The sequence below is a fragment of the Brevundimonas vitisensis genome (assembly GCF_016656965.1).
Taxonomy (GTDB): domain Bacteria; phylum Pseudomonadota; class Alphaproteobacteria; order Caulobacterales; family Caulobacteraceae; genus Brevundimonas; species Brevundimonas vitisensis.
This window is the reverse complement of record NZ_CP067977.1, coordinates 369287-392785: the sequence shown is the minus strand read 5'-3', so window position 1 is coordinate 392785 and position 23499 is coordinate 369287. Positions and strand designations below refer to the sequence as shown.

Below are 23499 nucleotides of genomic sequence, written 5' to 3'. Positions count from 1 at the left end.
CTTGAGGTCCGTCTATTTTTCAGGATGGGTCAGGGCGGCATAGACGAGGGCGCGGGCCTCCTTGCGGAAGGCGTCGCTGACGGGGTCGGCCAGACGCTGGATCAGGCCCACGAAGACGAGGTCGTTCTCAGGGTCGATCCAGAACCAGGTTCCGCCGCCGCCGCCCCAGCTCAGCGTGCCGCGCCCTTCGACGGCACCGATGGCAGCCGGGTTCAGCATGACTGCGAAGTCGAGGCCGAAGCCGAAGGCCGGGTTGAACGGCAACAGCCGCAGCGGATTGGCCGTCGCCAGGACCGCATCGGGGATCATGTTGGTGGCCATCAGATCGACGCTGGCGGCCGCCAGGATCCGCGTTCCCGACAGCTCTCCCCGGTTCAGGATCATCTGGCAGAAACGGGCATAGTCGGTGGCCGTCGACACCAGCCCGCCACCCCCGCCTTCCATGCGCGGCGGCTGTGTGAAGTCATTGATCGGCATGTCGAAGGCCGTCGTCGCCTCCTTCAGGCCCCCGGTCCCGTCGCCGCGATAGATGGCTGTCAGCCTGTGCTGATTGTCCGGCCGCGTGTGGAAGCCGGTATCGACCATGCCCAGCGGCTCAAAGATGCGCTCGCTCAGGAACGCGCCGAAGCTCTGGCCGGAAATCCGCTCGACGATCAGCCCCTGAAGGTCCGTGGCGACAGAATAGAACCATTCTCTCCCCGGCTGGAACATCAGCGGCATCCGCGCCACCCGCTGCACCAGATTGTCAAGGCTGTCGGCCCTCAGCACCCCGGCGGCCCGGTAAGCCCGCTCCACAGGATGGAAGTCGAACAGGCCATAGCCGAAGCCCGCCGTATGGCTCATCAGCTCGCGCATGGTCGGTGGATGCACGGCATCCTCGACGACCATTTCGCCCTGGTCGTCCATGCCGGTGAAGACCTTCAGGTCGCTCAGCTCAGGCAGGAACCGCGTGATCGGATCGTCCAGGGTCCAGTGTCCCTGTTCGAACAGGATCATCAGGGCGACGCCCGTGACCGGCTTGGTCATTGAATAGATGCGGAAGATGGCATCGCGCCCCAGCGGCTCGGCATCACCGATGCGCGCCTTGCCATGGGTCTGAAACGCCACGACCTGGCCATGGCGCATCAACAGGGTGGACGTGCCCGCGACCTGACCCGCCTCGACCATGCCGGACATGTAGTCGTCCAGCCGCGACAGGCGCTGGGGATCGAAACCGACGGCCTGGGGGCTCGTCGCGAAGGCAAGGCCGCCGGCTTCGGTCATGACGCGGGTGGTCGCGCGCGCTCGGCCGCGCGGCTCTCGCACATGCCGATGAAGCCATGGGCCATGAAGGTCGCCATTCGCGCCTTGATCGCTTCGAAGTCATCGGATCGGCACAGGCCGCCGGACAGGTGGTCGATGCGTCCCGTGCGGGCGAGGCTCAGCGTCAGGGCCCCTGTGACGAAGTGATAGCCCCAGAAGATGTCCTCGTCCGGACAGCCGGGCATGGCCTGTTTCAGCAGACCGATCAGACGCAGAACCACGGGGTCGAACAGGCGGTCCATGACCTCTGCACCCCAGGCGGGGGTGTTGTTCAGCTGGGCCCCCAGCGCCCCGAAATGACGCCATCCCTCCCCGCCGGTCGAATAGGTGTCGAGGTCGGTATCGAGGAAGGCGCGCAAGGTGCCCTCAACCGTCGGCTTGCCGTTCGCCGCCTTCTCATAGGCGTCCAGCGCATCCATTCGGCGACCGCTGGTGATCGGCGCGCGACGGGCCATGACCTTGTCGAACACGTCCTGTTTGTCGGTGAAGTAGTAGTGCACCAGCGACTTGTGGACCCCGACCTTGTCGGCGATGTCCTTGATGGTCACCCCATGCAGGCCGTGTTTCGAGAACAGCTCCTCGGCTGCATCGAGGATCTGTTCCAGGCTCTCGGCGCGTTGTTCGGCCTTGCGACGGGGCTTCTGAACGGGCGTGGGCATGCGGCGGACCTCAAGGCAGCGCGGCGCATGGCTGAGGTGGTGCGCCGACTCGATGACGAAAATCTCCGTCATCCTAAGCGCCCCCGTATGTGGCGCGAAGCTGCGTCTTGTTGATCTTGCCCGTGGCGGCCAGGGGCATAGCCTCGACGCGCACGATCCGGTCAGGAATCCACCAGTCGGCGACCCGGCCCTTCAGGCTCGCCTTCAATGCACCGTCGTCGATCTGCTGTCCGCGGGCCGGTTCGATGACCATCAGGGGCCGCTCGCCCCATTTCGGATCGGCGCTGCCGATGACGGCTACCAGCCCAATGGATGGCAGGGCCCCGACGATCTCTTCGATCTCGACCGGGTTGATCCATTCGCCGCCGGACTTGATCAGGTCCTTGGAGCGGCCAGCGAGGGTGAGGTTGCCCTCATCGTCGATGACGGCCAGGTCCCCGGTATCGAACCAGCCATCGGCGTCACAGGCGGACTGCGCCGCGCCGAAGTAGGTGTCCACCACGCTTTGCCCGCGTACCCTCAAGTGGCCCTCGACGTTGCGCTGCTGGGGAAGCGGCACGCCGGAGGCATCGGTCAGCAGCAGGTCCAGACCCATCGCCGGTCGACCCGATCCCCGGGCCGCTCCTGGAAGGGTGCTGCGCGGCGACATGGTTCCCTGCGGCGAAAGCTCGGTCATGCCCCAGCTGGTCTGGACGGTGCAGCCAAGCCGCGACTCCATCCGCTGCAACAGGCTGTCGGGACAGCTGGATCCGCCGATAATGATCCGCTCAAGGGTGGGGGTTTCGCCGCCCGCCGCATCGAGGTGGTCGAGCAGGCCCAGCCAGACCGTAGGCACGCCAACGGCCACGGTTACACCATGGTCCTGGATCAACCGGGCCAGGCTGCGGCCGTCGGTGGCGCGGCCCGGCAGGACCAGGCTGGCTCCCACGGCCGGTGCCGAAAACGGCAGGCCCCAGGCATTGGCATGGAACATAGGCACAGCGACCAGGACCACATCCTGCGCCATCAGGGCCAGGACGTCGGCCTGCAGTGACCGGATGGTGTGGAGGTAGTTCGACCGGTGAGTATAGGCGACACCCTTCGGAGCACCGGTCGTGCCGGAGGTGAAGCACAGACCCGCCACAGAGCGCTCGTCGAACTGGCCCCACTCCACCTTGCGGCCGTGCTGGTCCAGCAAGGTCTCGACTTCCCGGACAGGCACCCTGCCCGGCGCGGATGCAGACCGGTCTCCGTCCAGCAGGATTACCTGTTCGATACAGGGACAGGCGGCGACCAGGGCCTGCGCCGTAGAGGCGAGCCCGGCGCCCACAATCAGAACCCGGTCCTCGGCCTGCCTGATCATCGACGCCAGGTGCGCGATGGTCAGCCGTGGGTTCAGCGTGTGGCAGACCAAGCCGACACCCATCGCCGCATACCAGGCCTCGACATGGTGCTGGGTGTTCCAGGCCAGGGTGGCGATCCGGTCGCCGGGAACCAGACCCAGATCCAGCAGGGCACCCGAAAGGCGATTGGCCCGATCCCTCAGCTCGGCATAGCCGACAGCCGCATCACCGCCCTCGCCCGCCGTGATCAGACGCGCGCGGCCATGCCATTTGGCGCCGTGGTCCAGGAAGCGGTCCACGGTCAGGGCATAGTCCTGCATCGGGCTGAGACAGGCGTCCGTCATGCCGTTGCGGTTCCGGGACGAGGGTCTTTTTGGAGCGTCATGGGAGGAGCAGGAATCCACGCTTACGGAAAAGCCCACGCATCACGAGGGCGGCCAGAGGGCGAGAGAAAGGTCCCCCGCCCTCCGCTTCAGACTAGAAGGTCTTGACCAGGTTCAGGCCGATCTGGCGCGGCGGGCCGGCATATCGAAGGCCCGCATTGACGGCGGCGATATAGGTCTGATCCGTGGCATTCATCGCATAGGCCGCCAGGGTCCAGTCATCGACCTGATAGGTCAGTTTCAGATTGACCAGGTTCCGGGCTTCCAGACGGTCGCCCAGTGCCTCGTTGTTGAAGATCGAGGTGTAGGACTCATCGATGTGCGAATAGTCGATGCGCGGCGACAGCGTGGCCCCATTGGGCAGCAAGAAGTCGTACTGCAGCCCGATGTTGAACGTCAGTTCCGGGGCATAGCTCTGGGTGTTGCCTTCCAGGTTCAGGCAGTTGCCACTGGCCGGGCCCGTCTCGACATTGCAAGTTCCGGTGCGCGGCAGGCGCGGATCGGCCGCATAGAACTCACCCAGTTCCGAGTGGGACAGCGACATGCCGATGTCGCCAGCCCATTGTCCGAAGCGCATCTGCGCCGAGCCTTCCAGACCCATCAGGACCGTCTCGCCCGACACATTGACGATCGAGCTGAACAGCGGCACCGCCGGGTCCCCGACGATGACCTGGAAGCCCTCATAGACCATGTAATAGCCACCCAGCTGGGTCCGGACACGGCCGTCGAACATGGTCGACTTCCATCCCAGCTCGTAGTCGATCACATCCTCGGGGCCGAACGAACTGGCCGGTACATAGAAGTTGGGCGCGTTCAGCCCACCCATCTTGAAGCCGGTGGCCACGAAGCCATAGACGAAATTGTTGTCGTCGATCTTGTAGTTGATGCTCAGCTTGCCGGTCGTCTTCTCAGCCGTGACCTCGTCATTCTGCAGCAGGAACAGGTTGAACGCAGGATAGGTCGTATAGACATTGTCGTTGGTCGAGGTGGACTCCGACCAACGGGCCCCCAGCTGGATCTGCAGCTGATCTGACACATCGAAGCTGACCTGACCGAACACCGCAGTCGTTTCCTTCGGCGTCTCTCCGAAGATGTAATAGTCGACCACGCCCTCCGGGAAGCCGACGTGATAGGCCCCTTGCGGAAAGGTCGTGACGGGGAAGACGACGTCGTCATATTGCCAGAAGGCCCCCAGCAGCCAGGTCAGGCGCTGATTGTCCGGCGAGACGATGTTGAACTCCTGCGACCAGACCTCTTCTTCGACGCGGTCGTAGAAGGTGTTGTTCCGGGCGCTGGTGCCATCCAGATCGGTCGAGAACTCGCTGATGCCGTCCTGATAGCCAGTGATCGACCGCAGGGTGATGCCGTTGTCGAGCACATAGCTGACGTTCAGCGACACCCGGGCCGTCTCGTCCTCGCCCGAATGCGGACCATTGGCCGTGATCTCGAACGGGTCGTTGGTCGCCAGGGCGGGATCGGCGGGATAGCCGCCGAAATCGAGGTGGTTGTAATCGCCCTTCAGCAGGACCCGAAGGGCCGGCGTCGGCGTCCACAGGAAGCTGGCCCGCAGGCTCGTGGAGTCGATCTCGCCAGGGTCGCCGCGATAGGGGCCCGTGATGTCATGGAAACTGCTGCGGGTTTCCTTGTTGATGGCAAATCGGGCGGCCAGGGTGTCGCTGAGCGGCAGATTGACGGCGGCCTGGCCCTTCAGATTGTCGTAGCTGCCCACCTGCCCCATCAGATACCCGTTGATCCCCGAGAAATCGGGGTTGCGGGAATTGATGAAGACGGCCCCACCCGTGGCGTTGGTGCCGGCAAAGGTGCCCTGCGGTCCGCGCAGAAGCTCCACACTGCCGATGTCGTAATAGGGCTCGGTCTGGAAGTAGCCGGGGAACACCGGCACGCCATCGCGATAGGTGGTCACGCCCACACCGATGGCGGTCGTCGGTTCAGACTTGCCGATGCCGCGCACGTTGAAGAAGTTGCCCTGGCCGAAATTCTGCACGGTGGTCGAAGGGGCCACGAACTGCAGCTGCTCCAGCGTGGCGACCCCACGGTTTTCCAGGTCCGCGCCGCTGAGCACGGTTGCTGCGACGGCTGTTTCCTGCAGGTTGGTCGTGCGCCGCTCGGCGGTGATGACCAGTTCTTCGACCGTGGTTGCTTCCTGGCTGCCCGTCGGGTCGGCGGCGGGTGCCGCATCCTGGGCCTGGGCTGCGCCCGCCCAAAGCAGAACGATGGCAGATGTCGTTGTCCAGAGCTTGTGGCCCATGGCAGTCCCTCCTCGGCATTTCCCCTCGGCGCTCTTCGACGCCATGACCGGACGCTCTCACCAATCTGCCCCCCTGTCAATCTTCACTCACCGGCGAGTGAATATTGACCGAGCGACCCGGCTCGGGTCACAACGGCCCCAACGACAGGGATAGTGGGGGACCCGCCATGAGCATCGATCTGACGAACCGCGTGGCCATTGTGACAGGTGCCGGAGGAGGCCTGGGCCGTAGTCACGCCCTGGCCCTTGCTCGCTACGGCGCCCGCGTGGTGGTCAATGACATGAGTGCCCAGGGTGCCGAGGCCGTCGCGGCGGAAATCACCGCTGCGGGCGGTCAGGCCGTCGCCTGTGTCTGCAGCGTCACCGATCGGCCGGCGGTGCAGGCGATGGTCGATGACGCTGTTGAGCGCTGGGGCTCCATCGACATCCTGGTGAACAACGCCGGGATTCTTCGGGACCGGACCTTTGCCAAGATGGACCTGGATGACTTTGCCCTGGTCGTCGACGTGCACCTGATGGGTTCGGTCAATGTGACGAAGGCCGCCTGGCCACATATGCGCCAACAGGGCTATGGCCGGGTCATCTTCACGACGTCGTCCTCCGGCCTTTACGGCAACTTCGGACAGTCGAACTACGGGGCGGCCAAGATGGCTCTGGTCGGTCTGATGCAGACCCTGGCGCTGGAAGGCGAGAAGTCCGGGATTCGGGTCAACTGCCTGGCTCCCAGCGCGGCCACGCAGATGACCGACGGCCTCTACTCCGAAGAAGCCCTGAGGGGACTGTCGACGGACCTGGTCAGTCCCGGCGTGGTCGCCTTGGCCGACGAGGATTCGCCGACGCGGGTCGTCCTGCTGGCCGGGGCCGGCGGCTTTGAACAGGCCCATGTCACCATGACCCAGGGCATCCACGTCGGTGCATCGCCTGACGCCGCTCTTCAGGTCCAGGCCAACTGGGCTCGCATCGCCGACCGCACGGGCGAACAGGTCCCCGCCTCGGGTGCCGCCCAGTATCAGCATGAGGTCGAAGCGGCGGCTGCGGCAACCCGGTCGCGCTCAGCGGCTTGACCGGGCCCGTATCGCCCTAGGTCCCCCTCGGCTTGGCCCGGTTCGTAGGTGGGGCTTCCGCAGGATTTTCCGGCCAGGGGTGGCGGGGATAACGACCGCGCATTTCGGCCCGCACGGCCGCCCATGACCCTTTCCAGAAGCCCGGCAGGTCCCGGGTCACCTGAACAGGGCGTCGTGCGGGGGATAGCAGGGCCAGGGTCAGCGGCGTGCGCCCTCCCCCGACGCTTGGATGGGTGGTGACGCCGAACAGTTCCTGAACCCGGATGTCGACGCGGGGACCGCCTTCGGCATCATAATCGATCGCCGCGCTGCCCAGCGGCGTCTCCAGCCTGGGCGGTGCCCGACGGTCCAGATCCCTTTGCATGTCCCAGGGGACAAGGGTCCTGAGCCCCTGTTCCACGGCATCGTCGGACAGGCCTGCCAACTCCTGGACATCCTCCAGCAACGGCCAGAGCCATTCCTGCCGGCTGCGGAACAGGCCTTCGTCCGACATATCCGGCCATCCCCCGTCCAGCGTGGCCAGATAGGCGAGCCGTGCCCGCAATGCCCTGGCCCTGTCGCCCCATCTCAAGGCCTTCAGGCCGTCACGGTCGACCTCGGCCTTCAAGGCGGCCGTCAGGGTGGGTCGATCGGGGGCTCCCGTGATCCGTTCGTCCACGACGATGGCCCCGATCCGCCGAATCCGGCGCACGACGATGCGTCCAGAAGGCTCGCGCGTCAGGCGATCCTCTTGAGTGATCCGGTCCTCCAGCGCCTGCGGGTCCACCGGCACGGCCAGCCGCACCCGATCGCGCGTGTCCCCGCCGCCCAGATCCGCGACGGCAAGCCAGGGCTCCGTCGAGAGGGCCTCGGCGGTATCCACTGTTGCGCCCCGCCCGGACGCCAACAGGAACTCGCCTGGCTTGCCCCGAGACCTTGCCACCCGCTCCGGGAAGGCCTGGGCCAGCAGGGCACCGGGATCGACTTCGCCGCCCTGGCCGCCACCTGCCGCCTTTGCCCAGCGGGCCGCCAGGGTCCGCGCGTCGGCGGCGCGTGCAGACCGATCTCGGTCCAGCTCCCGAAGCCGCTCGCGAAGGTCCACGGCCTGCCCTCCCAGGCCCGGCTCGCTCAATACCGCTGCGATCCGAGCCCCCGCCACGGCGTTGCCCTCGTCCGATGCCGTAGCGACCAGATGCGCAAGGCGCGGCGAGAGCGGGATGCGCGCCAGCCGTCCCCCATGCTCGGTCAGCCGTCCCTGATCGTCTAGCGCCCGCAAACGACCCAGCACCGAGCGCGCCTCGGCCATCGCCCCCGCAGGCGGAGGATCGAGCAGGGCCAGACCGTCTGTCGAAGTCCGGCCCCAGCGTGCCAGATCCAGAGCAAGGCCCGTCAGGTCGGCCTCAAGGATTTCAGGCCGCTGATGCGGGATCAGTCCGCGCGTCGTCTCCTCGTCCCACAGCCGGTAACAGACGCCGGCCTGGGTCCGCCCGGCCCGGCCCCGCCGCTGTTCGGCCGAAGAGCGAGAGACGCGCACCGTGACCAGGCGGGTCAGCCCGCTGGACGGCTGGAACCGCGGCACTCGCGACAGGCCGCCATCGATGACGACCCGAACCCCTTCGATCGTCAGGCTGGTCTCAGCAATCGACGTGGCCAGCACAACCTTGCGGCGTCCCGGCGCGGCAGCGCCGATGGCCCGATCCTGCACCGCCTTGTCCAGCGCTCCATACAGCGGCACCACATCGACGGACGGGTCACGCAGTCGCTGATCCAGGCGCTGAGCGACGCGATGGATCTCGCCCTGCCCCGGCAGGAAGGCAAGGATGGACCCCTGCTGATCGCGCAGAGCCGTGATGACGGCCCGGCTCATGGCCTCGTCGATCCGTTCACCCGGCGTCTGGCCCAGGTACAGGGTCTCTACGGGGAACATCCGGCCCCGAGCCTCGATGACCTGGGCGGCCCTTCCTTCATCGTCGGACAGCAGCCGCGATACGGCGTCGATATCCAGGGTCGCAGACATGACCAACAGCCGAAGATCGGGCCGCAGCAGACCTTGAGCCTCTCGCGCCAGCGCCAGCCCCAGGTCTGCATCCAGGCTGCGCTCATGGAATTCGTCCAGCAGGATGGCCCCGATCCCCTCCAGACCCGGATCCTCCAGAATCATTCGGGTGAAGACCCCTTCGGTGATCACCTCGATGCGCGTCTCGGGGCCGATGCGCGATTGCAGCCGCGTGCGATAGCCGACCGTCTGGCCGGTCTGCTGGCCTAAGGTGGTTGCCATCCGCTCGGCCGCAGCGCGTGCCGCCAGACGCCGCGGTTCAAGCACCAGAATCTTGCTGTCCCCCAGCCACGGCTGATCCAGCAGGGCCAGGGGCACGACCGTCGTTTTCCCCGCTCCGGGCGGGGCGGCCAGGACCACGGCGTTCCTCGCCGCCAGGGCGGCCTTAAGGTCATCAAGAACATCGTGAATGGGCAGCATGGGCGCAGCAGGGAGTGAGGCCATCCCGCCCGCATAGCCAAAAGGTGCCGATCTCACCACGCCCTGAACGCCTTCACGAAAGCGTCGTCGCGCCTTCATCGTTCGGAAACCGCGTTGCGTGTCGCACGATCCCCCGCTAGCGTCGCCGCCTTAGTGAAGGCGGCCCGGGGAGGGTTCGCCAAGAGGGGTCGCGACTCAATGTCAAACGGCGTGAAGCCCGGTGGGAACCGGCTTTTTCTCAAGAAATCAGTTGTCCAGATTCAGAAGGAAGCGGCCAAGAGCGAGCTGAAGCGCACGCTGGGGCCCATAAACCTGATGAGCCTGGGCATCGGGGCCATCATCGGGGCGGGCATCTTCGTTCTGACCGGACAGGTCGCCGCCGCCAACGCCGGCCCGGCCATCATGCTGTCCTTCGTGGTCGCGGGCATCGCCTGCGGCCTGGCGGGTCTGTGCTACGCAGAACTGGCCTCGACCATGCCGGTCTCGGGCTCGGCCTACACCTATGCCTATGGCACTCTGGGCGAAGTCTTCGCCTGGATCATGGGCTGGCTGCTGGTGCTGGAATACGGCGTCGCCGCCTCGACCGTCGCGGTGGGCTGGTCCGGCTATGTCGTTTCGATTCTCAGTGATTTTGGCATCAGCCAACAAATCTTCCCGACCATTCAGTACGCTGGCGGCGAAGGTCCGCAGTGGGCGACGCCCCTGGTCCAGTTGGTTCAGACCGCCGGGGCCACCAGCTTCCCCATGACCGGGTCGTTCAACCTGGTCGCGGCCATCGGCATCGCCGCAGTCTGCGGCCTGCTGGTGCTGGGCGTGTCGGAAAGCGCCAACATCAACAACGCCATCGTCGTCATCAAGATCGTCGTCCTGCTGACCTTCATCGCTGTGGGCATCAGCTATGTGAACCCCGACAACTGGGTCCCCTTCATCCCCGAGCCGACCGGTGTGGCCGGTCAGTTCGGCGTCGGCGGTATCTTCCGTGGTGCGGCCATCATCTTCTTCGCCTACGTCGGTTTCGAAGCGGTCTCGACCGCGGCCGCCGAGGCCAAGAACCCCTCCAAGGACGTGCCGATCGGCATCCTGGGCGCGTTGTTCGTCTGTACCCTCATCTATATGGCCGTGGCTGCGGTCATGACGGGCGTCGTGCCCTATCTGGAACTGGCAAGCCCGGCTCCGGTCGCCGTCGCCATCGACCGCATGGGCCTGGAATGGGCCAATGTGCCGCTGGCCGCCGCCCCTGAGGGCCAGCTGAACATGATCGCCTTCCTGATCAAGATCGGTGCCGTGACCGGCCTGTCTTCGGTCATGCTGGTGCTGTGCTACGGCCAGACCCGCATCTTCTACACCATGGCCCGCGACGGCCTGCTGCCGCGTGCCTTTGCCGTCATCCATCCCAAGTTCCGCACGCCCTGGATCGGCACCATCGTGCTGGGCATTCTGATCGCCATTGCGGCGGCCTTCCTGCCCATTTCGATCCTCGGTGACCTGGTCTCGCTGGGGACGGCCACGGCCTTCTCGATCGTCTGCCTGAGCGTGATCTTCCTGCGCATCAAACACCCGGACATGCCGCGTCCGTTCAAGGTGCCGGGCGGGATCTTCACCGCCGTCCTGGGGATCCTGGCCTGCCTGTTCCTGGCCAGCCAAAACCTGATCCCGATGTTCCAGCATGCGGCCGAGGACAACCCCCTACCCCTGATGCTGCTGGGCGGTTACGCCGCCATCGGCGCGGTCCTCTATGCCGCCTACGGCTTCTGGAACTCCAAGCTGGCCAAGGGCATCGACATCACCGAGGAGACCACCATGTCCTCCCCGGCCGAAGCCCTGGGTTCGGGCGTCGACAATCAGAAGGACTGACGCAGCAAGCGGGAACGCATTGCGACAGAAACGAGAGGCCCGGGTTCGCCCGGGCCTCTTTTTGTTTGGCCTTTTTTACTGAGCGCACTGAACCCGACGCCATCCAGGGCGTTGCCTCGCGGCAAGGGAGCAGTTCATTGGATTCGCAAAGAAAACGCGAAATTCTCAAAGCCGAGGCTGAAGCGACCCTGGCCATGGCTCTGGTGGCGCGTGGCTTCTATGTCATCCAGCCCCGCCGGCCCCGGCCCGCGCCGCCGTGCCCAGTGGACCCTGATCCGGCCCCCACCGTCCCGGTGGAGCGATAGCGCTTCTCTGCCGCTTGCCGTGACCTGCAATCCACCCTAAAGCCCGCGCCAGACCTGAGCGGATGTGGCGGAACTGGTAGACGCACTGGATTTAGGTTCCAGCGCCGAGAGGCGTGGAGGTTCGAGTCCTCTCATCCGCACCAGGCTAACCCCAGCCGACTAGCAGGCCGCCGACGGCACGCCATACCGGCTATGCCTGACCTCCGGCGCACCGCCGGCCGGACTCAGCACCAGGGTCGTTACCCGATCGAAATCGCATTCATTCAGCTGCTGTGGTGACGGATCGCCCAGGGCCGCTGCGATCTGCGGCACCGTATTGCTGTGCCCGACAATCAGGATAACGGAATCGGCGCTCGCTGAGCGGACCAGATCGACCGTGCGCGCCACATGCCCCTCAGTGCCGCTTTCGAACGATACGGCCTGGATCGGCACGCCGGCGCGGTCCGACATGGGGCGGGCCGTCTGCATGGTCCGCTGCAATGGCGAAGTCAGGATCAGCGTGGGCGCAGTGTCTTCGAACAGATCGATCAGGCTGGCTGCGCGCGATTGTCCCTCAAGCGACAGGGCGGGATCGGACGAAGAGTCGGCCTTCTCTGCGTGACGCACGATGACGACCGTCTGTGCCGCTGCGCTGAAGGCGAAGCAACCCGCCAGACCCAGGGCCAGCAGCGGCGCCCGCATCTGCCTCAATGCACGGCCCAGTCGGAAGGCTGAACGAAGGCCGGCTTCCCGGACGTCTCGCCATAGACCATGCACAGATCCTCGAACACGCGGTTCCAGGCGAAACGCTCCACCGTGTGAACGCGCGCCGCCTGACCGATCGCCTCGATGTCTCGCGCGAACAAGGCCTCGATGGCTTGGGCATATTCGGCCGGATCAGCGCTCTGGGACAGTTGCCCCACCGAATCATCGACGGTCTCGGCAACGCCTCCCGCATTGACCCCCACGACGGGCCGTCCGCAGGCCATCGCCTCCAGCACGATCAGGCCGAAAGGCTCCTTGTCATTGGCGTGGACGAAGGCGTCGCAGCTGGCGATGATCCGGGCCACGGCGCGCGGGTCACGCTCATAGGGCAAGGTGATCACGCGATCCTCGGGCGGCATGCCCGTGCCGGCGCCGACCAGAACAAGATGATACGGCGCACCGAGACGCTGGACCGCCTCGATCAGGACGTCGATGTTCTTTTCCTTTGCCGGTCGACCAGCAAAGCAGAGCAGCCGCGCCGACGCGGGCAAGTCCAGCTTCTTCAGCAACCAATCCCGATCGCGGCGGTCCGGCCGGAAGGTGTCGACCTCGACGCCCAGCGGGCGAATGACAATGTTTCCGACGCCCGCTTCTTCCAGGCGCTGAGCGATGAACCGGCTGGGCGAAACGACGCGGTCGAACTGTCCGAACAACTTGGCCCAGCGCTTCTCGACCGGCTTTTTGGCCCACTCCCCGAAATGAAGCGCCGCAAGCCCGGCCGGGTCGGAGTGACAGAAGCCGACAACGGGACAGCCTGCCCTCTGGCCGGCCTCCAGTGCCCCCTGCCCCGGCGTATAGGGGTCGCCGGCCTCGATGATCGACGGCTTCAGAGAGGCCACCCAGGCCCCCCATCGCCGCACCGACGTAGGCCAGCGATAACCGTCGCCAAACGGCAGCTTGGCCGCGTGCAGTTTGATGATGCCATCCGAACCGGCGTGGTGGCGTGCGCCCGGCACGACCAGACTGTGTGCCACGCCTGGCCGGTTCTCGGCCAGCCAGGCCTTCTTGGACATCAGATAGCGCTTCACCCCTCCGGAACGGGGCGCATAAAGCATGGTGGTGTCGACCAGTCTGGGACGGGGATCACCGGCCGAGGCCCTCATCGCCTGAAGCGTCTGAGAAACTTCCTCGTCCAGGCCTGGAATAAGCCTCAGCTCCGTCTCCTGGACGTCAAGGCCGGCAAGGGTCATGGGGTCTGCTCCGCTGGTTTCGCCGGGCCTAACGCCAGACGATCGGCCTTGGATGCGTCGGACCTTTTTCGATCTTGCCATTCAGCGCCCGTAGACCCGTCTGACGACAAGCTCAAGTGTTCTCAGCAGGCGGACGATCCGGCGCGATGGCCACGCCCCGTCGCGCCAGGGCTTCGCGCAGCAGAACCTCCAGCTGAGCGTTGACCGACCGAAGTTCGGCGGCCGCCAATTTCTCGACGGCCGACATCACCTCGGGCGAACCTCGCATCAGGAATGGCTTTCTGGGGCGGGCCATGTCAGCCGTAGAGCGTGCCCGTATTGACGACGGGCTGGGCCTCGCGGTCGGCGCACAGGACCACCAGCAGGTTGGACACCATCGCCGCCTTGCGATCTTCGTCCAGTTGGACGACGTCGCGCTCGCCCAGGTCATTGAGCGCGCTCTCGACCATGCCCACCGCACCCCGCACGATCAGGCGCCGCGCCGACAGGATCGCCTCTGCCTGCTGCCTGCGAAGCATGGCCCCGGCGATCTCCGGCGCATAGGCCAGGTGGGCGAGCCGCGCCTCGTCGATGGAGATGCCGGCGATCGCCACCCGCTTGGCCAACTCGACGCACAGCCGCTCGGCCACATCCTCGGCATCGGCGCGAAGCGTCAGTTCGTTTTCCTCGCCCTCCACCTGCTCGCCGTGGTCGTAGGCATAGTGGGAGGCGATGTCCCGCAGACCGGTATCCACCTGAATATCGACGAAGGCCTGATAGTCATCGACGTCGAACAGAGCCTGGGCCGAGTCGGATACCCGCCAGACGACATTGGCGGCGATCTCGACCGGGTTTCCGCGCTTGTCGTTCACCTTCAGCGTGTCGCTGGTGATGTTGCGGGCGCGCAGGGAGATTTTCTTGCGGGTGTACCAAGGCAGGACCCAATGAAGCCCCGTCTTGCGATCCGTCCCGCGATAGTCACCGAACAACAGTATCGCCATCGCCTCATTGGGCTGCAGCGCATACAGCCCGCAAAGCACAAACAGGCCGACCGAAACCAGGGTTGCAGCCAGAAGCACGGCCACGATCTTGACGGGCACTACCGCGATCGCGACAGGTGCCGCCAGAATGAGGCCCAGCCCTACCAGCAGCATCACAATGCCATTGGCGCTGCGGGCCGGACGCTCTTGGGATTTGGAATTCAGTGGTGTCATGACTCTCCCCTTCTCGATGTCAAAGTGATATCACTTTGATCCCAGATTGAGCAAGCAGGGGACGCTCTGGTGCGGTTCCGAAGACGCGATCGGCCTTGCAATCGCCTCAAATTCGAGAAACTTGAGGCAGGCTGGCGCGGTCCCTGCTATCGGGGATGCGGCGTTCGATATGCGTGTCCACCGAGGGTGTTTTTCCGAATGCGTAATCTGCTCGCGACCGCGGTGGCGATCGCTCCTTTGCTGGCGGCGACGGGGGTTCAGGCCGAGGTGGTCATCTCCACCACCCGCACAACGCCCATCACCACGTCCAACGCCACCGGTTCGGGGCCGGATATCGTCCGGATCGCCAGCGGCGGCTCGATCACGGTCAACAGCGGCACGGCGGTGACGCTGAACTCCAGCCATGACGTGACGATTGATGCCGGGGGTTCGATCACCATGGCCAATGCCGCCAACGGTGCGACCGGCGTCCTGGTCAATGGCGGCAACACGGCAGATCTGACGATCAGCGGTGCCATCACCATCACCGACAATATCGACACCTACCCGAACACCGACAACGACGCCGATCTGGACGGACCCTTCGCGAACGGCACCGATCGGTACGGGGTTCGTGTCACGGGCGCGGCCCCGCTGGTGGGGGACATCCGGATCACGCGGACCGGGGCCATCAATGTCGACGGAAACAACTCGTTCGGGATTTCGCTGGAAAGCGATCTGACCGGGAACTTCACCAACCTTGGTGCCGTCTCGGTGACGGGCGAGGACTCCACGGGCATCAACATCGCCGGCGACGTGTCCGGACAGACCTTCATCGGTGGCAACGTCAGCGGCTACGGTCGCAATTCGACCGGCGTCAACGTGACGGGCGATACCGACGGCCCGCTCATCGTTCAGGCACAGGTTCAGTCATCGGGTTATCGCTACACCAGCCGTCCCTCTGACGCGGTTATCGAGGACCTGGAAGCCGATGACCTTTACCAGGGCGGGGCTGCTGTCGTCATCGGCGGCAACGTGGCTGGCGGCGTGGTCATCGACGAGGCGATGGTCGGCACGGTCGAGGCCGACACCGACGAGGACGACGACGGCGTCATCGATACCGAAGAGACCACGGCTCGAATCAACAGTTTCGGCGGTGCGCCCGCAGTCCAGGTGGGATCGGCGACGCGCGACATTACCCTGGGTGCCTTTGGCAGCGGAGCCCAGAACTATGGCTTCATCAACCGCGGCGAGATCAACGGCCAGGGCGTCTATGACGGTATCGCGGCCCAGGGCGTCGTGTTCGGGGTTCCCGGCGGCCAGGCGGTCACCATCGAAGGCGGCGTTCTGAACGACGGCACCGTCTCCGCCCTCGCCTATGAGGCTGACGCCACGACCATTCGCTTCGCCGATGGCGCGACCACCCCGCGGTTCGTCAATACCGGAGGCCTGACGGCAGGCGTGAACGCCGAGACCAACGTCCTGGTCGCCAACGTCGTGATCGAGGATGGGGCGAATGTCCCCTCCTTCGTCAACAACAATCAGATGCTCGCGACGTCGGTCGGTGGCGCAGCGACTGTCGTAGGGATTCTCGATCTCAGCGGCACCCTGACCTCGATCACCAACACTCGATCGCTTCAGACCCAACTGCTCCCCAACGCTGACAACGACCCGATGACCGGTCGAACGGCAGCGATTGACGTGCGCGCCAACACCACGGGCGTCACCCTGGTTCAGCTCGGCGAGGCCAACGGCGCCACCCCGACCGACCCCGACACAGATGGCGACGGCACGTCCGATCAGTTCGAACCCGTGCTGGTGGGTGCCGTCCTGTTGGGTTCGGGCAGCGACGTCGTCGATATCCGCAACGGCACGGTGCGCGGCGACATCAGCTTCGGCGCTGGCAGCGACAGCCTGCTGATCACGGGCGGAGCCAGCGTGCGCGGTGCGATCATCGATTCGGACGGCCTGCTCGATATCAGCGTGACCAATGGTTCGCTCGAGACCCTGCAGTCCGCTCCCGCGACCATCAGCGGGCTGACCGTCGGGCAGAATGGTCAGCTGCTGGTGTCTCTCGATCCGCAGGCCGGTGCCAACGCCGGCTTCGTCGTCAACGGAACGGCGACGCTTCAAGATGGAGCGCGACTGGGCGTTCGTTTCTCATCGCTGCTGGATGGCCCGGAGCGGTTCACCATCATCGACGCCACCACGCTGAACTACGGCAACGTCCAGACCGACGGCGTCGATGAGCCCTATCTGTTCGTCACCACGGTCGGTGCCGACGTGTCGGCCGGCAATGTCTATGTCGATGCCCGTCGTCGCACGGCGGCAGAGGCCAATCTGTTGGCCGTCGAGGCGTCGGCCTTCGACGCCTTCTACGACGCGCTGGATCGTGACGATGCCCTGCTGAACGCCTTCCTCAGCCAGACGGATCGTGAAGGCTTCATCGATCTTTACGAGCAGCTGCTGCCTGATCACTCCGGCGGTCCGCTGCTGTCGCTGGCTTCTGGCGTCGATGCCGTGACCCGGGCCCTGACCGGGCGCAATGCCTCGGCCCAGCCGGGCGAAACCAGCGCCTGGCTGCAGGAGATCAATTTCTACGCCGACAAGGACAAGACCGACACCTACGGCTTCCGCTCCGAGGGCTTCGGCGTGGCAGGCGGGGTCGAGCGCGGCACGGACCTGGGTGCTTTCGGCGTCACCGTGGCCTTCACTTCTTCCGATCTGGAAGATCCCGAAGCCGAGGCTGAGGAAATCCTGTCGGCCAATCTGATCGAGCTGGGCGTCTATTGGCGCGCCCAGGGTCAGTACTGGACGACCTGGGCGCGGGCTGCAGCCGGTTATGCCACCTTCGATGCCACGCGGTCCCTGGTCGGCAGCGGCCTGAACCTGTCCAACGAATCCAGCTGGAACGGCGTGACCCTGGCTGCGGCCGGTGGTGCCTCCTACGAGCGGACCTACGGCCGGTTCACCGTGCGCCCCGAAGTCTATGCCGAGTATTTCTCGCTCAGCGAGGACGCGCGCGTCGAAGAGGGCGGCGGCGATGCCTTCGACCTGGAAATCGATGAGCGTGACGGTCACATCTTCTCTGCCGTGGCGGCGATGAACGTCAGCTTCGGCCTGGGCGAGAACAGCTGGCTTCGCCCCGAGTTCCGGGTTGGCTGGCGTCAGAACATCTCGGTCGACGTTGGCGAGACCATCGCTCGCTTCGCTTCAGGGGGCCCGGACTTCCGCCTGAGCCCCGACTCCATCGAGGGTGGCGGACCGATCGTCGGCTTCCGTCTGAACGTCGGAAACGAGCTGGGCATGCTCAGCATCAGCGCCGATGCCGAGCAGGTCGAGGACTATATCCGCTACATGCTGCTGCTGCGGGCCAGCTTCCGCTTCTAAGCCCGCGTCGCGGACACAAGAAAAGCCGCCGGAGCGATCCGGCGGCTTTTTTGATGTCTGGTGGGCGGCGAGGGGTTCGAACCCCCGACCCCCTCGGTGTAAACGAGGTGCTCTGACCAGCTGAGCTAGCCGCCCTTAACAGGCTGTTTGCCCCGGCTCGGCGCGGCGGGCAAGGCGCATCTACCCCCTGCCCGCCTGATGCCGTCAGTGGCTGACAACGACCGTATCGTCTCCGGGCGCCAACGGCTGTGCAGCAGGCAGAGGATCGGCGGCTTCGTCCCATTCCACCGGCGTCAAACTGCCGGTCAGGGCCCATTTCAACGCCTCATCGGCCGTCTTGATCGGAACGATCTCCAGCGCCGACTTCACGTTCTCGGGCACATCAGCCAGATCCTTTTCGTTTTCCTCCGGGATCAGCACCGTCTTGATGCCGCTGCGCAGGGCAGCCAGCAGCTTCTCCTTCAGGCCCCCGATGGCTGTCACCCGTCCACGCAGGGTGATCTCGCCCGTCATGGCGATGTCCTTGCGGATCGGAATGCCCGTCAGGACAGAGACCATGGCCACGGTCATGGCGACCCCGGCCGACGGTCCGTCCTTGGGCGTCGCACCGTCCGGCACGTGAACGTGGATGTCGGTCTTCTCGAACACCGGCGGCTTGACGCCGAAGCTGAGTGACCGGGCCCGGACATAGGAGGCCGCGGCTGAGATGGACTCCTTCATCACATCCTTCAGGTTGCCGGTGACGGTCATACGGCCCCGCCCCGGCATCTTGATCGCCTCGATCGTCAGGATTTCGCCGCCGAATTCGGTCCAGGCCAGGCCCGTGACGATGCCGACCTGATCCTCCTCGTCCGTTTCGCCAAAGCGGAACTTACGAACGCCGGCGTAGTCTGCCAGTTTGGCCGCATCGACCGTGATCGACAGGGTCTTTTCCTTGGCCATTTCGCGAACGGCCTTGCGGGCCAGACCGCCGAGGGCCCGCTCCAGCGACCGCACCCCCGCTTCGCGGGTATAGTAGCGGATCAGGTCACGGATGGTCTCGTCCGGCACGATGAACTCCGCCGGCGTCAGGCCATTGTCGGTCGTGACCTTGGGCAGGACGTGCCGCTTGGCGATCTCGACCTTTTCGTCCTCGGTGTAGCCGCTGACCCGGATGATCTCCATCCGGTCCATAAGCGGCTGGGGCATGTTCAGACTATTGGCCGTGGTCACGAACATGACGTTGGACAGGTCGTAATCGACCTCCAGATAGTGATCGCCGAACGTGTTGTTCTGCGCGGGATCCAGCACCTCGAGCAGAGCCGAAGACGGATCGCCCCGCCAGTCGGCACCCAGCTTGTCGATCTCGTCCAGCAGGATGAAGGCGTTGGTCGTCTTGGCCTTCTTCATCGACTGAATGATCTTGCCCGGCATGGAGCCGATGTAGGTGCGGCGGTGGCCGCGAATCTCGGCCTCGTCACGCACGCCGCCCAGCGACATGCGCACGTATTCACGCCCGGTCGCCTTGGCGATCGACTTGGCCAGAGAGGTCTTCCCGACTCCCGGCGGGCCGACCAGGCAAAGGATCGGTCCTTTCAGGCTGTTGGTTCGCGCCTGAACGGCCAGATACTCGATAATCCGTTCCTTGACCTTCTCCAGCCCGTAGTGATCCTCCTCGAGGATGTCCTCGGCCTTGGAAAGGTCGATGGGTCGGCTCTTGGCCTTGCCCCACGGGATCGACAGCAGCCAGTCCAGATAGTTCCGAACCACGGTCGATTCGGCGGACATCGGGCTCATGTTGCGCAGTTTCTTGACCTCGGACTCGGCCTTGGCACGTGCCTCCTTGGACAGGCGCGTCTTGCGGATGCGCTTTTCGAGCTCCATGACCTCGTCACGCGCGTCATCGGTCTCGCCCAGCTCACGCTGGATCGCCTTCATCTGCTCGTTCAGATAGTATTCGCGCTGGGTCTTCTCCATCTGACGCTTCACGCGCGAGCGGATCTTTTTCTCGACCTGCAGGACGCTGATCTCGCCTTCCATCAGGCCATAGACCTTTTCCAGCCGCGCGGTGACGGCCGTGGTTTCCAGCAGTCCCTGCTTGTCCGAGATCTTGACCGAGAGATGGGCCGCCACGCTGTCGGCCAGCTTGGACGGGTCGGTGATCTGCGGGATGGAGCTGAGCGCCTCGGGCGGAATCTTCTTGTTCAGCTTCACATAGTTTTCGAACTGCTCGACCACGGCGCGCAGCAGGGCCTCGGCCTGTGACGGATCACCCGCCTCGTCCTCGATGGCGACAGCCTCGGCTTCGAAATATTCCTGACGGTCGGTGAAGCGGGCCAGGCGCGCCCGGCCCTTGCCCTCGACCAGAACCTTGACCGTCCCGTCGGGCAGTTTGAGCAGCTGCAGCACGGTGGCAATCACACCGACAGGATAGATGGCATCCGCGGAAGGATCGTCATCGACGCTGTTCTTCTGGGTGGCGAGCAGGATCTGCTTTTCACCCTTCATGATTTCATCAAGCGCGCGCACCGACTTCTCGCGCCCGACGAAGAGCGGCACGACCATGTGCGGGAAGACGACGATGTCTCGCAGGGGGAGGACAGGTAGAATAATCGGTTCAGACATGATGCACTTTCCAGGGCCTTTGCTGATCTCCGGCCCGTCGCTTCCGACAAACGGCGCAATGCCGGTCACCCAGAAGCGACCCGTCGATTCCGACGGCGTTCAGAACACTATGTGGTCGTGACCGCACGGGGTTCAAGCGTGACGGCTCCATGACTGAATTCGCTGTGGATGTGTGACCCGTGGTCGCGCATGAGCGGTCAGGGCGTCGCTGTCACACAACCATGATGACGAGGGCCCATAAGGCCCGAAATTCCGGAGTTCCAAGGCCCATGCGTATCGACCGCCGCAACTTGATCACCACCACAGCCGCCGCTGCCGCGTTTACGGGCTTTGCGCGCAATGTTCATGCTCAGGTAGCCACCGCGCAAGAAACCTATGTGAATCAGGTCGAGGGCTATGGCCCCCTGGTGCGCGATCCGAACCGCCTGCTCGACCTGCCTCAGGGCTTCACCTACCAGGTCATCTCTCAGAGCGGCGACACGATGGACGATGGCCTCTTCGTGCCCGGCCAGCCCGACGGGATGGGGTGCTTTCCCTTGTCCGGCAGTCAGGTCGCCCTGGTCCGAAATCACGAGCTCAAGGGATCCAGCGGACTGCATCGCAACCTGGGCCCGGGCGGCTTCCACCAGGAGCGAATCGGCCTGCTGAGCGCCAGCCAGGCGTTCGACACCTACAAGGATGGCCGGGTGCTCCCGGGCGGCACGACCACCTTGGTCTATGATCTCGAAACGCGTCAGACGGTGCGCCAGTACCTGTCGCTGGCCGGAACCTCGACCAACTGCGGTGGCGGTCACACGCCCTGGGGCAGCTGGCTGACGTGCGAGGAGACGGTCGAGACGCCCGACGACGCCGACGTCAAACAGTCCCATGGCTGGGTGTTCGAAGTGCCCGCGGATGCCACGGGACTGGTCGACCCCGTCCCGCTGAAGGCCATGGGCCGGTTTGACCACGAAGCGGTCTGCATCGATCCGTCGACCGGCATCGCCTATCTGACCGAGGACGACAACGAAGGCCTCTTCTACCGCTTCATCCCCGTCACCCCCGGCAAGCTGGCGGACGGCGGCCGTCTGCAGGCGATGGCGTTCAAGGACAAGATGGGTGCCGACAGCCGCAACCAGGATGTGGCGTCACGTGAATGGTCGGTCGGCGACTGGCGCGAGGTTGTCTGGATCGACATGGACGATGTCGAAAGCCCCAACGACGATCTGCGCAAACGCGGCCACGCCGCCGGTGCCGCACTGGTGGCCCGTGGAGAAGGCATCTTCTTCGACAAGTCGGACATGTATCTGACCGCTACCTCGGGCGGACCGCTGCGCCGCGGACAGATTCTGCGCTACGTCCCCTCCTCCGTCGAAGGACAGCCGGGCGAAGTCGACCGCCCCGGCCGCATCCAACTTTTCGTCGAAAGCGAAGACCTTCGCACCATGAACATGGGGGACAATCTGGTCGTGGCCCCGTGGGGCCACCTGATCGTCTGCGAGGACAACTATTCCGAAGACATCCGCAACCACCTGAAAGGCGTCACGCCCGAGGGCAAGGTCTATACGATCGGCCGCAACGTCTTCGCCGGAAACTCCGAGTTTGCCGGAGCCTGTTTCTCGCCCGACGGCAGCGTGCTGTTCGTCAACATCATGTACCCCGGAATCACCTTTGCGATCAGAGGCCCCTGGTCCTCGGTGAAGGGCTGAAAAGCCGCGGCTGCGACCTCCGAACCAGCCAAAGGTTGATCGTCGCAGCCGCCAGCACGACCGCAGCACCGGCCTGGTGCAGCACCCCCAGGCTGATCGGAACCGCATGAACCAGGGTCACCACGCCCAGGACAGCCTGCATCCAGATCACCGCCGCCAGCACGAAGGCCGAGGTTCCCAGACCCTCGGCCAGACGCCAGCGCCAGGCCTGCACGGCATAGACTGTGGCACCCAGCAGCAGGCCATAGGCCACGATGCGATGATTGAACTGCACCAGGGCCTGGTCATGCAGCAGCGTAAGTCCGCCCAGGCTCCAGTCTGCCGGCGGGAAGAAGCTCCCGTTCATCAAAGGCCAGTCCGTATAGACCATGCCCGCCTTGGCACCGGCGACCAGCCCGCCCAGCAGACACTGCAGGAAGACCGCACCCAACAGCAGCGCCGCACCGCGTGACCAGCCGCCCGGCGAGCGGGAATGCTCTTCTCCGAACCAGGCTTCCAGGCCCGTCCAGATCAGGCCCGCGAACAGGGCGAGCGCCAGGCCCAGATGGGTGGCCAGGCGTTCGGGGGCCACGTCCACGCGCTCTGACAGGCCGCTGGACACCATCCACCAGCCGATCGCGCCTTGCAGCCCACCCAGGGCAAGCAGCAGGGCGCAGCGCCAGATCAGGCGATGGGGCATACGCCGCAACAACAGGAACACTGCGAACGGCAAGGCAAAGGCCAAGCCGATCAGCCGGCCGAGTTGTCGATGGATCCACTCCCACCAGAAAATGCCCTGAAACTCCGCCAGGCTCATCCCTGCATTGACCTGCTGGTATTGAGGGATGGCCCTGTATTTCTCGAAAGCCTCCGCCCAGTCAGCCGAGGAAAGTGGCGGCACCGCCCCCATGATGGGCTTCCATTCGGTGATCGACAGCCCCGACCCCGTCAACCGGGTGATCCCGCCAACAACGACCATGGCGAACACCAAACCCGCGCAGGCGAACAGCCACGCGCCAACAGCCTTGGATTCACTGAAACGGCCCAAACGGTTCATTCGACGCCCGCTCTCGGTAACGATACAATGCCCGCCACATCGATCTGCGGCGGGAGGTGGCG

The 23499-nt window shown here is 65.0% G+C and carries 15 protein-coding genes and 2 tRNA genes; 5 read left to right on the top strand and 12 right to left on the bottom strand.

Features of this window, described 5'->3' with window-relative positions:
- Positions 1-12: 12 nt before the first annotated feature.
- The 4 genes from JIP62_RS01890 to JIP62_RS01875 all read right to left on the bottom strand — a co-directional run bounded on the left by JIP62_RS01890 (position 13) and on the right by JIP62_RS01875 (position 5935).
- Positions 13-1263 carry a serine hydrolase domain-containing protein gene (locus tag JIP62_RS01890; protein ID WP_201103268.1) on the bottom strand — a complete coding sequence of 417 codons (1251 nt, stop codon included), beginning with the start codon at positions 1261-1263 and terminating at the stop codon, positions 13-15.
- Positions 1260-1961, bottom strand: coding sequence for a TetR/AcrR family transcriptional regulator (locus tag JIP62_RS01885; RefSeq protein WP_201104485.1), 702 nt, complete (start codon positions 1959-1961; stop codon positions 1260-1262). The genes JIP62_RS01890 and JIP62_RS01885 overlap by 4 nt, the downstream gene beginning before the upstream one ends.
- Positions 1962-2034: 73 nt before the next feature.
- Positions 2035-3627 carry an AMP-binding protein gene (locus tag JIP62_RS01880; protein ID WP_230974821.1) on the bottom strand — a complete coding sequence of 531 codons (1593 nt, stop codon included), beginning with the start codon at positions 3625-3627 and terminating at the stop codon, positions 2035-2037.
- Between the two features lie 133 nt (positions 3628-3760).
- Positions 3761-5935 (bottom strand): TonB-dependent receptor, encoded by a 2175-nt coding sequence (locus JIP62_RS01875; protein ID WP_201103267.1) that lies wholly within the window; start codon positions 5933-5935, stop codon positions 3761-3763.
- Positions 5936-6102: 167 nt separating this feature from the next.
- Here JIP62_RS01875 and JIP62_RS01870 point away from each other — a divergent pair, with 167 nt between their 5' ends.
- A complete protein-coding gene (locus JIP62_RS01870; protein WP_201103266.1) occupies positions 6103-6999 on the top strand; it encodes an SDR family NAD(P)-dependent oxidoreductase in 897 nt (298 codons plus the stop codon).
- 16 nt (positions 7000-7015) lie between these two features.
- Here JIP62_RS01870 and hrpB read toward each other — a convergent pair whose 3' ends face one another.
- A complete protein-coding gene (hrpB, locus tag JIP62_RS01865; RefSeq protein WP_201104481.1) occupies positions 7016-9454 on the bottom strand; it encodes an ATP-dependent helicase HrpB in 2439 nt (812 codons plus the stop codon).
- 198 nt (positions 9455-9652) lie between these two features.
- Between hrpB and JIP62_RS01860 the strand changes: the two genes are divergently transcribed.
- Together JIP62_RS01860 and JIP62_RS01855 are read left to right on the top strand one after the other, a co-directional pair.
- A complete protein-coding gene (locus tag JIP62_RS01860) occupies positions 9653-11308 on the top strand; it encodes an amino acid permease (RefSeq protein ID WP_201103265.1) in 1656 nt (551 codons plus the stop codon).
- Between the two features lie 363 nt (positions 11309-11671).
- Positions 11672-11756: transfer RNA gene (locus tag JIP62_RS01855), tRNA-Leu, on the top strand.
- A 16-nt stretch (positions 11757-11772) separates the two neighbouring features.
- On the opposite strand, the gene JIP62_RS01850 is transcribed toward JIP62_RS01855, so the two are convergent.
- From JIP62_RS01850 to JIP62_RS01835, 4 genes are all read right to left on the bottom strand, one after another.
- Positions 11773-12294 (bottom strand): SixA phosphatase family protein, encoded by a 522-nt coding sequence (locus JIP62_RS01850; protein WP_201103264.1) that lies wholly within the window; start codon positions 12292-12294, stop codon positions 11773-11775.
- A gap of 5 nt (positions 12295-12299) precedes the next feature.
- The gene (locus JIP62_RS01845; protein WP_201103263.1) at positions 12300-13547 is read right to left on the bottom strand and encodes a glycosyltransferase; all 1248 of its coding nucleotides are present in this window, start codon (positions 13545-13547) and stop codon (positions 12300-12302) included.
- 112 nt (positions 13548-13659) lie between these two features.
- Complete coding sequence (locus JIP62_RS01840) at positions 13660-13842, bottom strand: hypothetical protein (protein WP_201103262.1); 183 nt, start codon at positions 13840-13842, stop codon at positions 13660-13662.
- Between the two features lies 1 nt (position 13843).
- Positions 13844-14740, bottom strand: coding sequence for an SPFH domain-containing protein (locus JIP62_RS01835; RefSeq protein WP_201103261.1), 897 nt, complete (start codon positions 14738-14740; stop codon positions 13844-13846).
- A 198-nt stretch (positions 14741-14938) separates the two neighbouring features.
- On the opposite strand from JIP62_RS01835, the gene JIP62_RS01830 reads away from it, so the two are divergent.
- A complete protein-coding gene (locus JIP62_RS01830) occupies positions 14939-18109 on the top strand; it encodes an autotransporter outer membrane beta-barrel domain-containing protein (protein WP_201103260.1) in 3171 nt (1056 codons plus the stop codon).
- A gap of 58 nt (positions 18110-18167) precedes the next feature.
- Here JIP62_RS01830 and JIP62_RS01825 read toward each other — a convergent pair.
- Positions 18168-18244 (bottom strand) — tRNA-Val (locus tag JIP62_RS01825).
- Positions 18245-18313: 69 nt separating this feature from the next.
- Complete coding sequence (lon, locus tag JIP62_RS01820) at positions 18314-20713, bottom strand: endopeptidase La (RefSeq protein ID WP_201103259.1); 2400 nt, start codon at positions 20711-20713, stop codon at positions 18314-18316.
- A 269-nt stretch (positions 20714-20982) separates the two neighbouring features.
- Between lon and JIP62_RS01815 the strand changes: the two genes are divergently transcribed.
- Positions 20983-22401 (top strand): alkaline phosphatase PhoX, encoded by a 1419-nt coding sequence (locus JIP62_RS01815; RefSeq protein WP_201103258.1) that lies wholly within the window; start codon positions 20983-20985, stop codon positions 22399-22401.
- Here JIP62_RS01815 and JIP62_RS01810 read toward each other — a convergent pair.
- Positions 22370-23437, bottom strand: coding sequence for a COX15/CtaA family protein (locus tag JIP62_RS01810; RefSeq protein ID WP_201103257.1), 1068 nt, complete (start codon positions 23435-23437; stop codon positions 22370-22372). The two genes, JIP62_RS01815 and JIP62_RS01810, sit on opposite strands and share 32 nt — an antisense overlap.
- Positions 23438-23499: the final 62 nt, after the last annotated feature.

What these genes read in the sequence shown, in the direction of transcription:
- JIP62_RS01875 (WP_201103267.1), bottom strand. Translation starts at nt 5,935, where the DNA reads ATGGGCCACAAGCTCTGGACAACGACATCTGCCATCGTTCTGCTTTGG.
- JIP62_RS01840 (WP_201103262.1), bottom strand. Translation starts at nt 13,842, where the DNA reads ATGGCCCGCCCCAGAAAGCCATTCCTGATGCGAGGTTCGCCCGAGGTG.
- JIP62_RS01810 (WP_201103257.1), bottom strand. Translation starts at nt 23,437, where the DNA reads ATGAACCGTTTGGGCCGTTTCAGTGAATCCAAGGCTGTTGGCGCGTGG.
- JIP62_RS01850 (WP_201103264.1), bottom strand. Translation starts at nt 12,294, where the DNA reads ATGCGGGCGCCGCTGCTGGCCCTGGGTCTGGCGGGTTGCTTCGCCTTC.
- JIP62_RS01870 (WP_201103266.1), top strand. Translation starts at nt 6,103, where the DNA reads ATGAGCATCGATCTGACGAACCGCGTGGCCATTGTGACAGGTGCCGGA.
- JIP62_RS01890 (WP_201103268.1), bottom strand. Translation starts at nt 1,263, where the DNA reads ATGACCGAAGCCGGCGGCCTTGCCTTCGCGACGAGCCCCCAGGCCGTC.
- JIP62_RS01835 (WP_201103261.1), bottom strand. Translation starts at nt 14,740, where the DNA reads ATGACACCACTGAATTCCAAATCCCAAGAGCGTCCGGCCCGCAGCGCC.
- hrpB (WP_201104481.1), bottom strand. Translation starts at nt 9,454, where the DNA reads ATGCTGCCCATTCACGATGTTCTTGATGACCTTAAGGCCGCCCTGGCG.
- JIP62_RS01860 (WP_201103265.1), top strand. Translation starts at nt 9,653, where the DNA reads ATGTCAAACGGCGTGAAGCCCGGTGGGAACCGGCTTTTTCTCAAGAAA.
- lon (WP_201103259.1), bottom strand. Translation starts at nt 20,713, where the DNA reads ATGTCTGAACCGATTATTCTACCTGTCCTCCCCCTGCGAGACATCGTC.
- JIP62_RS01845 (WP_201103263.1), bottom strand. Translation starts at nt 13,547, where the DNA reads ATGACCCTTGCCGGCCTTGACGTCCAGGAGACGGAGCTGAGGCTTATT.
- JIP62_RS01885 (WP_201104485.1), bottom strand. Translation starts at nt 1,961, where the DNA reads ATGCCCACGCCCGTTCAGAAGCCCCGTCGCAAGGCCGAACAACGCGCC.
- JIP62_RS01815 (WP_201103258.1), top strand. Translation starts at nt 20,983, where the DNA reads ATGCGTATCGACCGCCGCAACTTGATCACCACCACAGCCGCCGCTGCC.
- JIP62_RS01830 (WP_201103260.1), top strand. Translation starts at nt 14,939, where the DNA reads ATGCGTAATCTGCTCGCGACCGCGGTGGCGATCGCTCCTTTGCTGGCG.
- JIP62_RS01880 (WP_230974821.1), bottom strand. Translation starts at nt 3,627, where the DNA reads ATGACGGACGCCTGTCTCAGCCCGATGCAGGACTATGCCCTGACCGTG.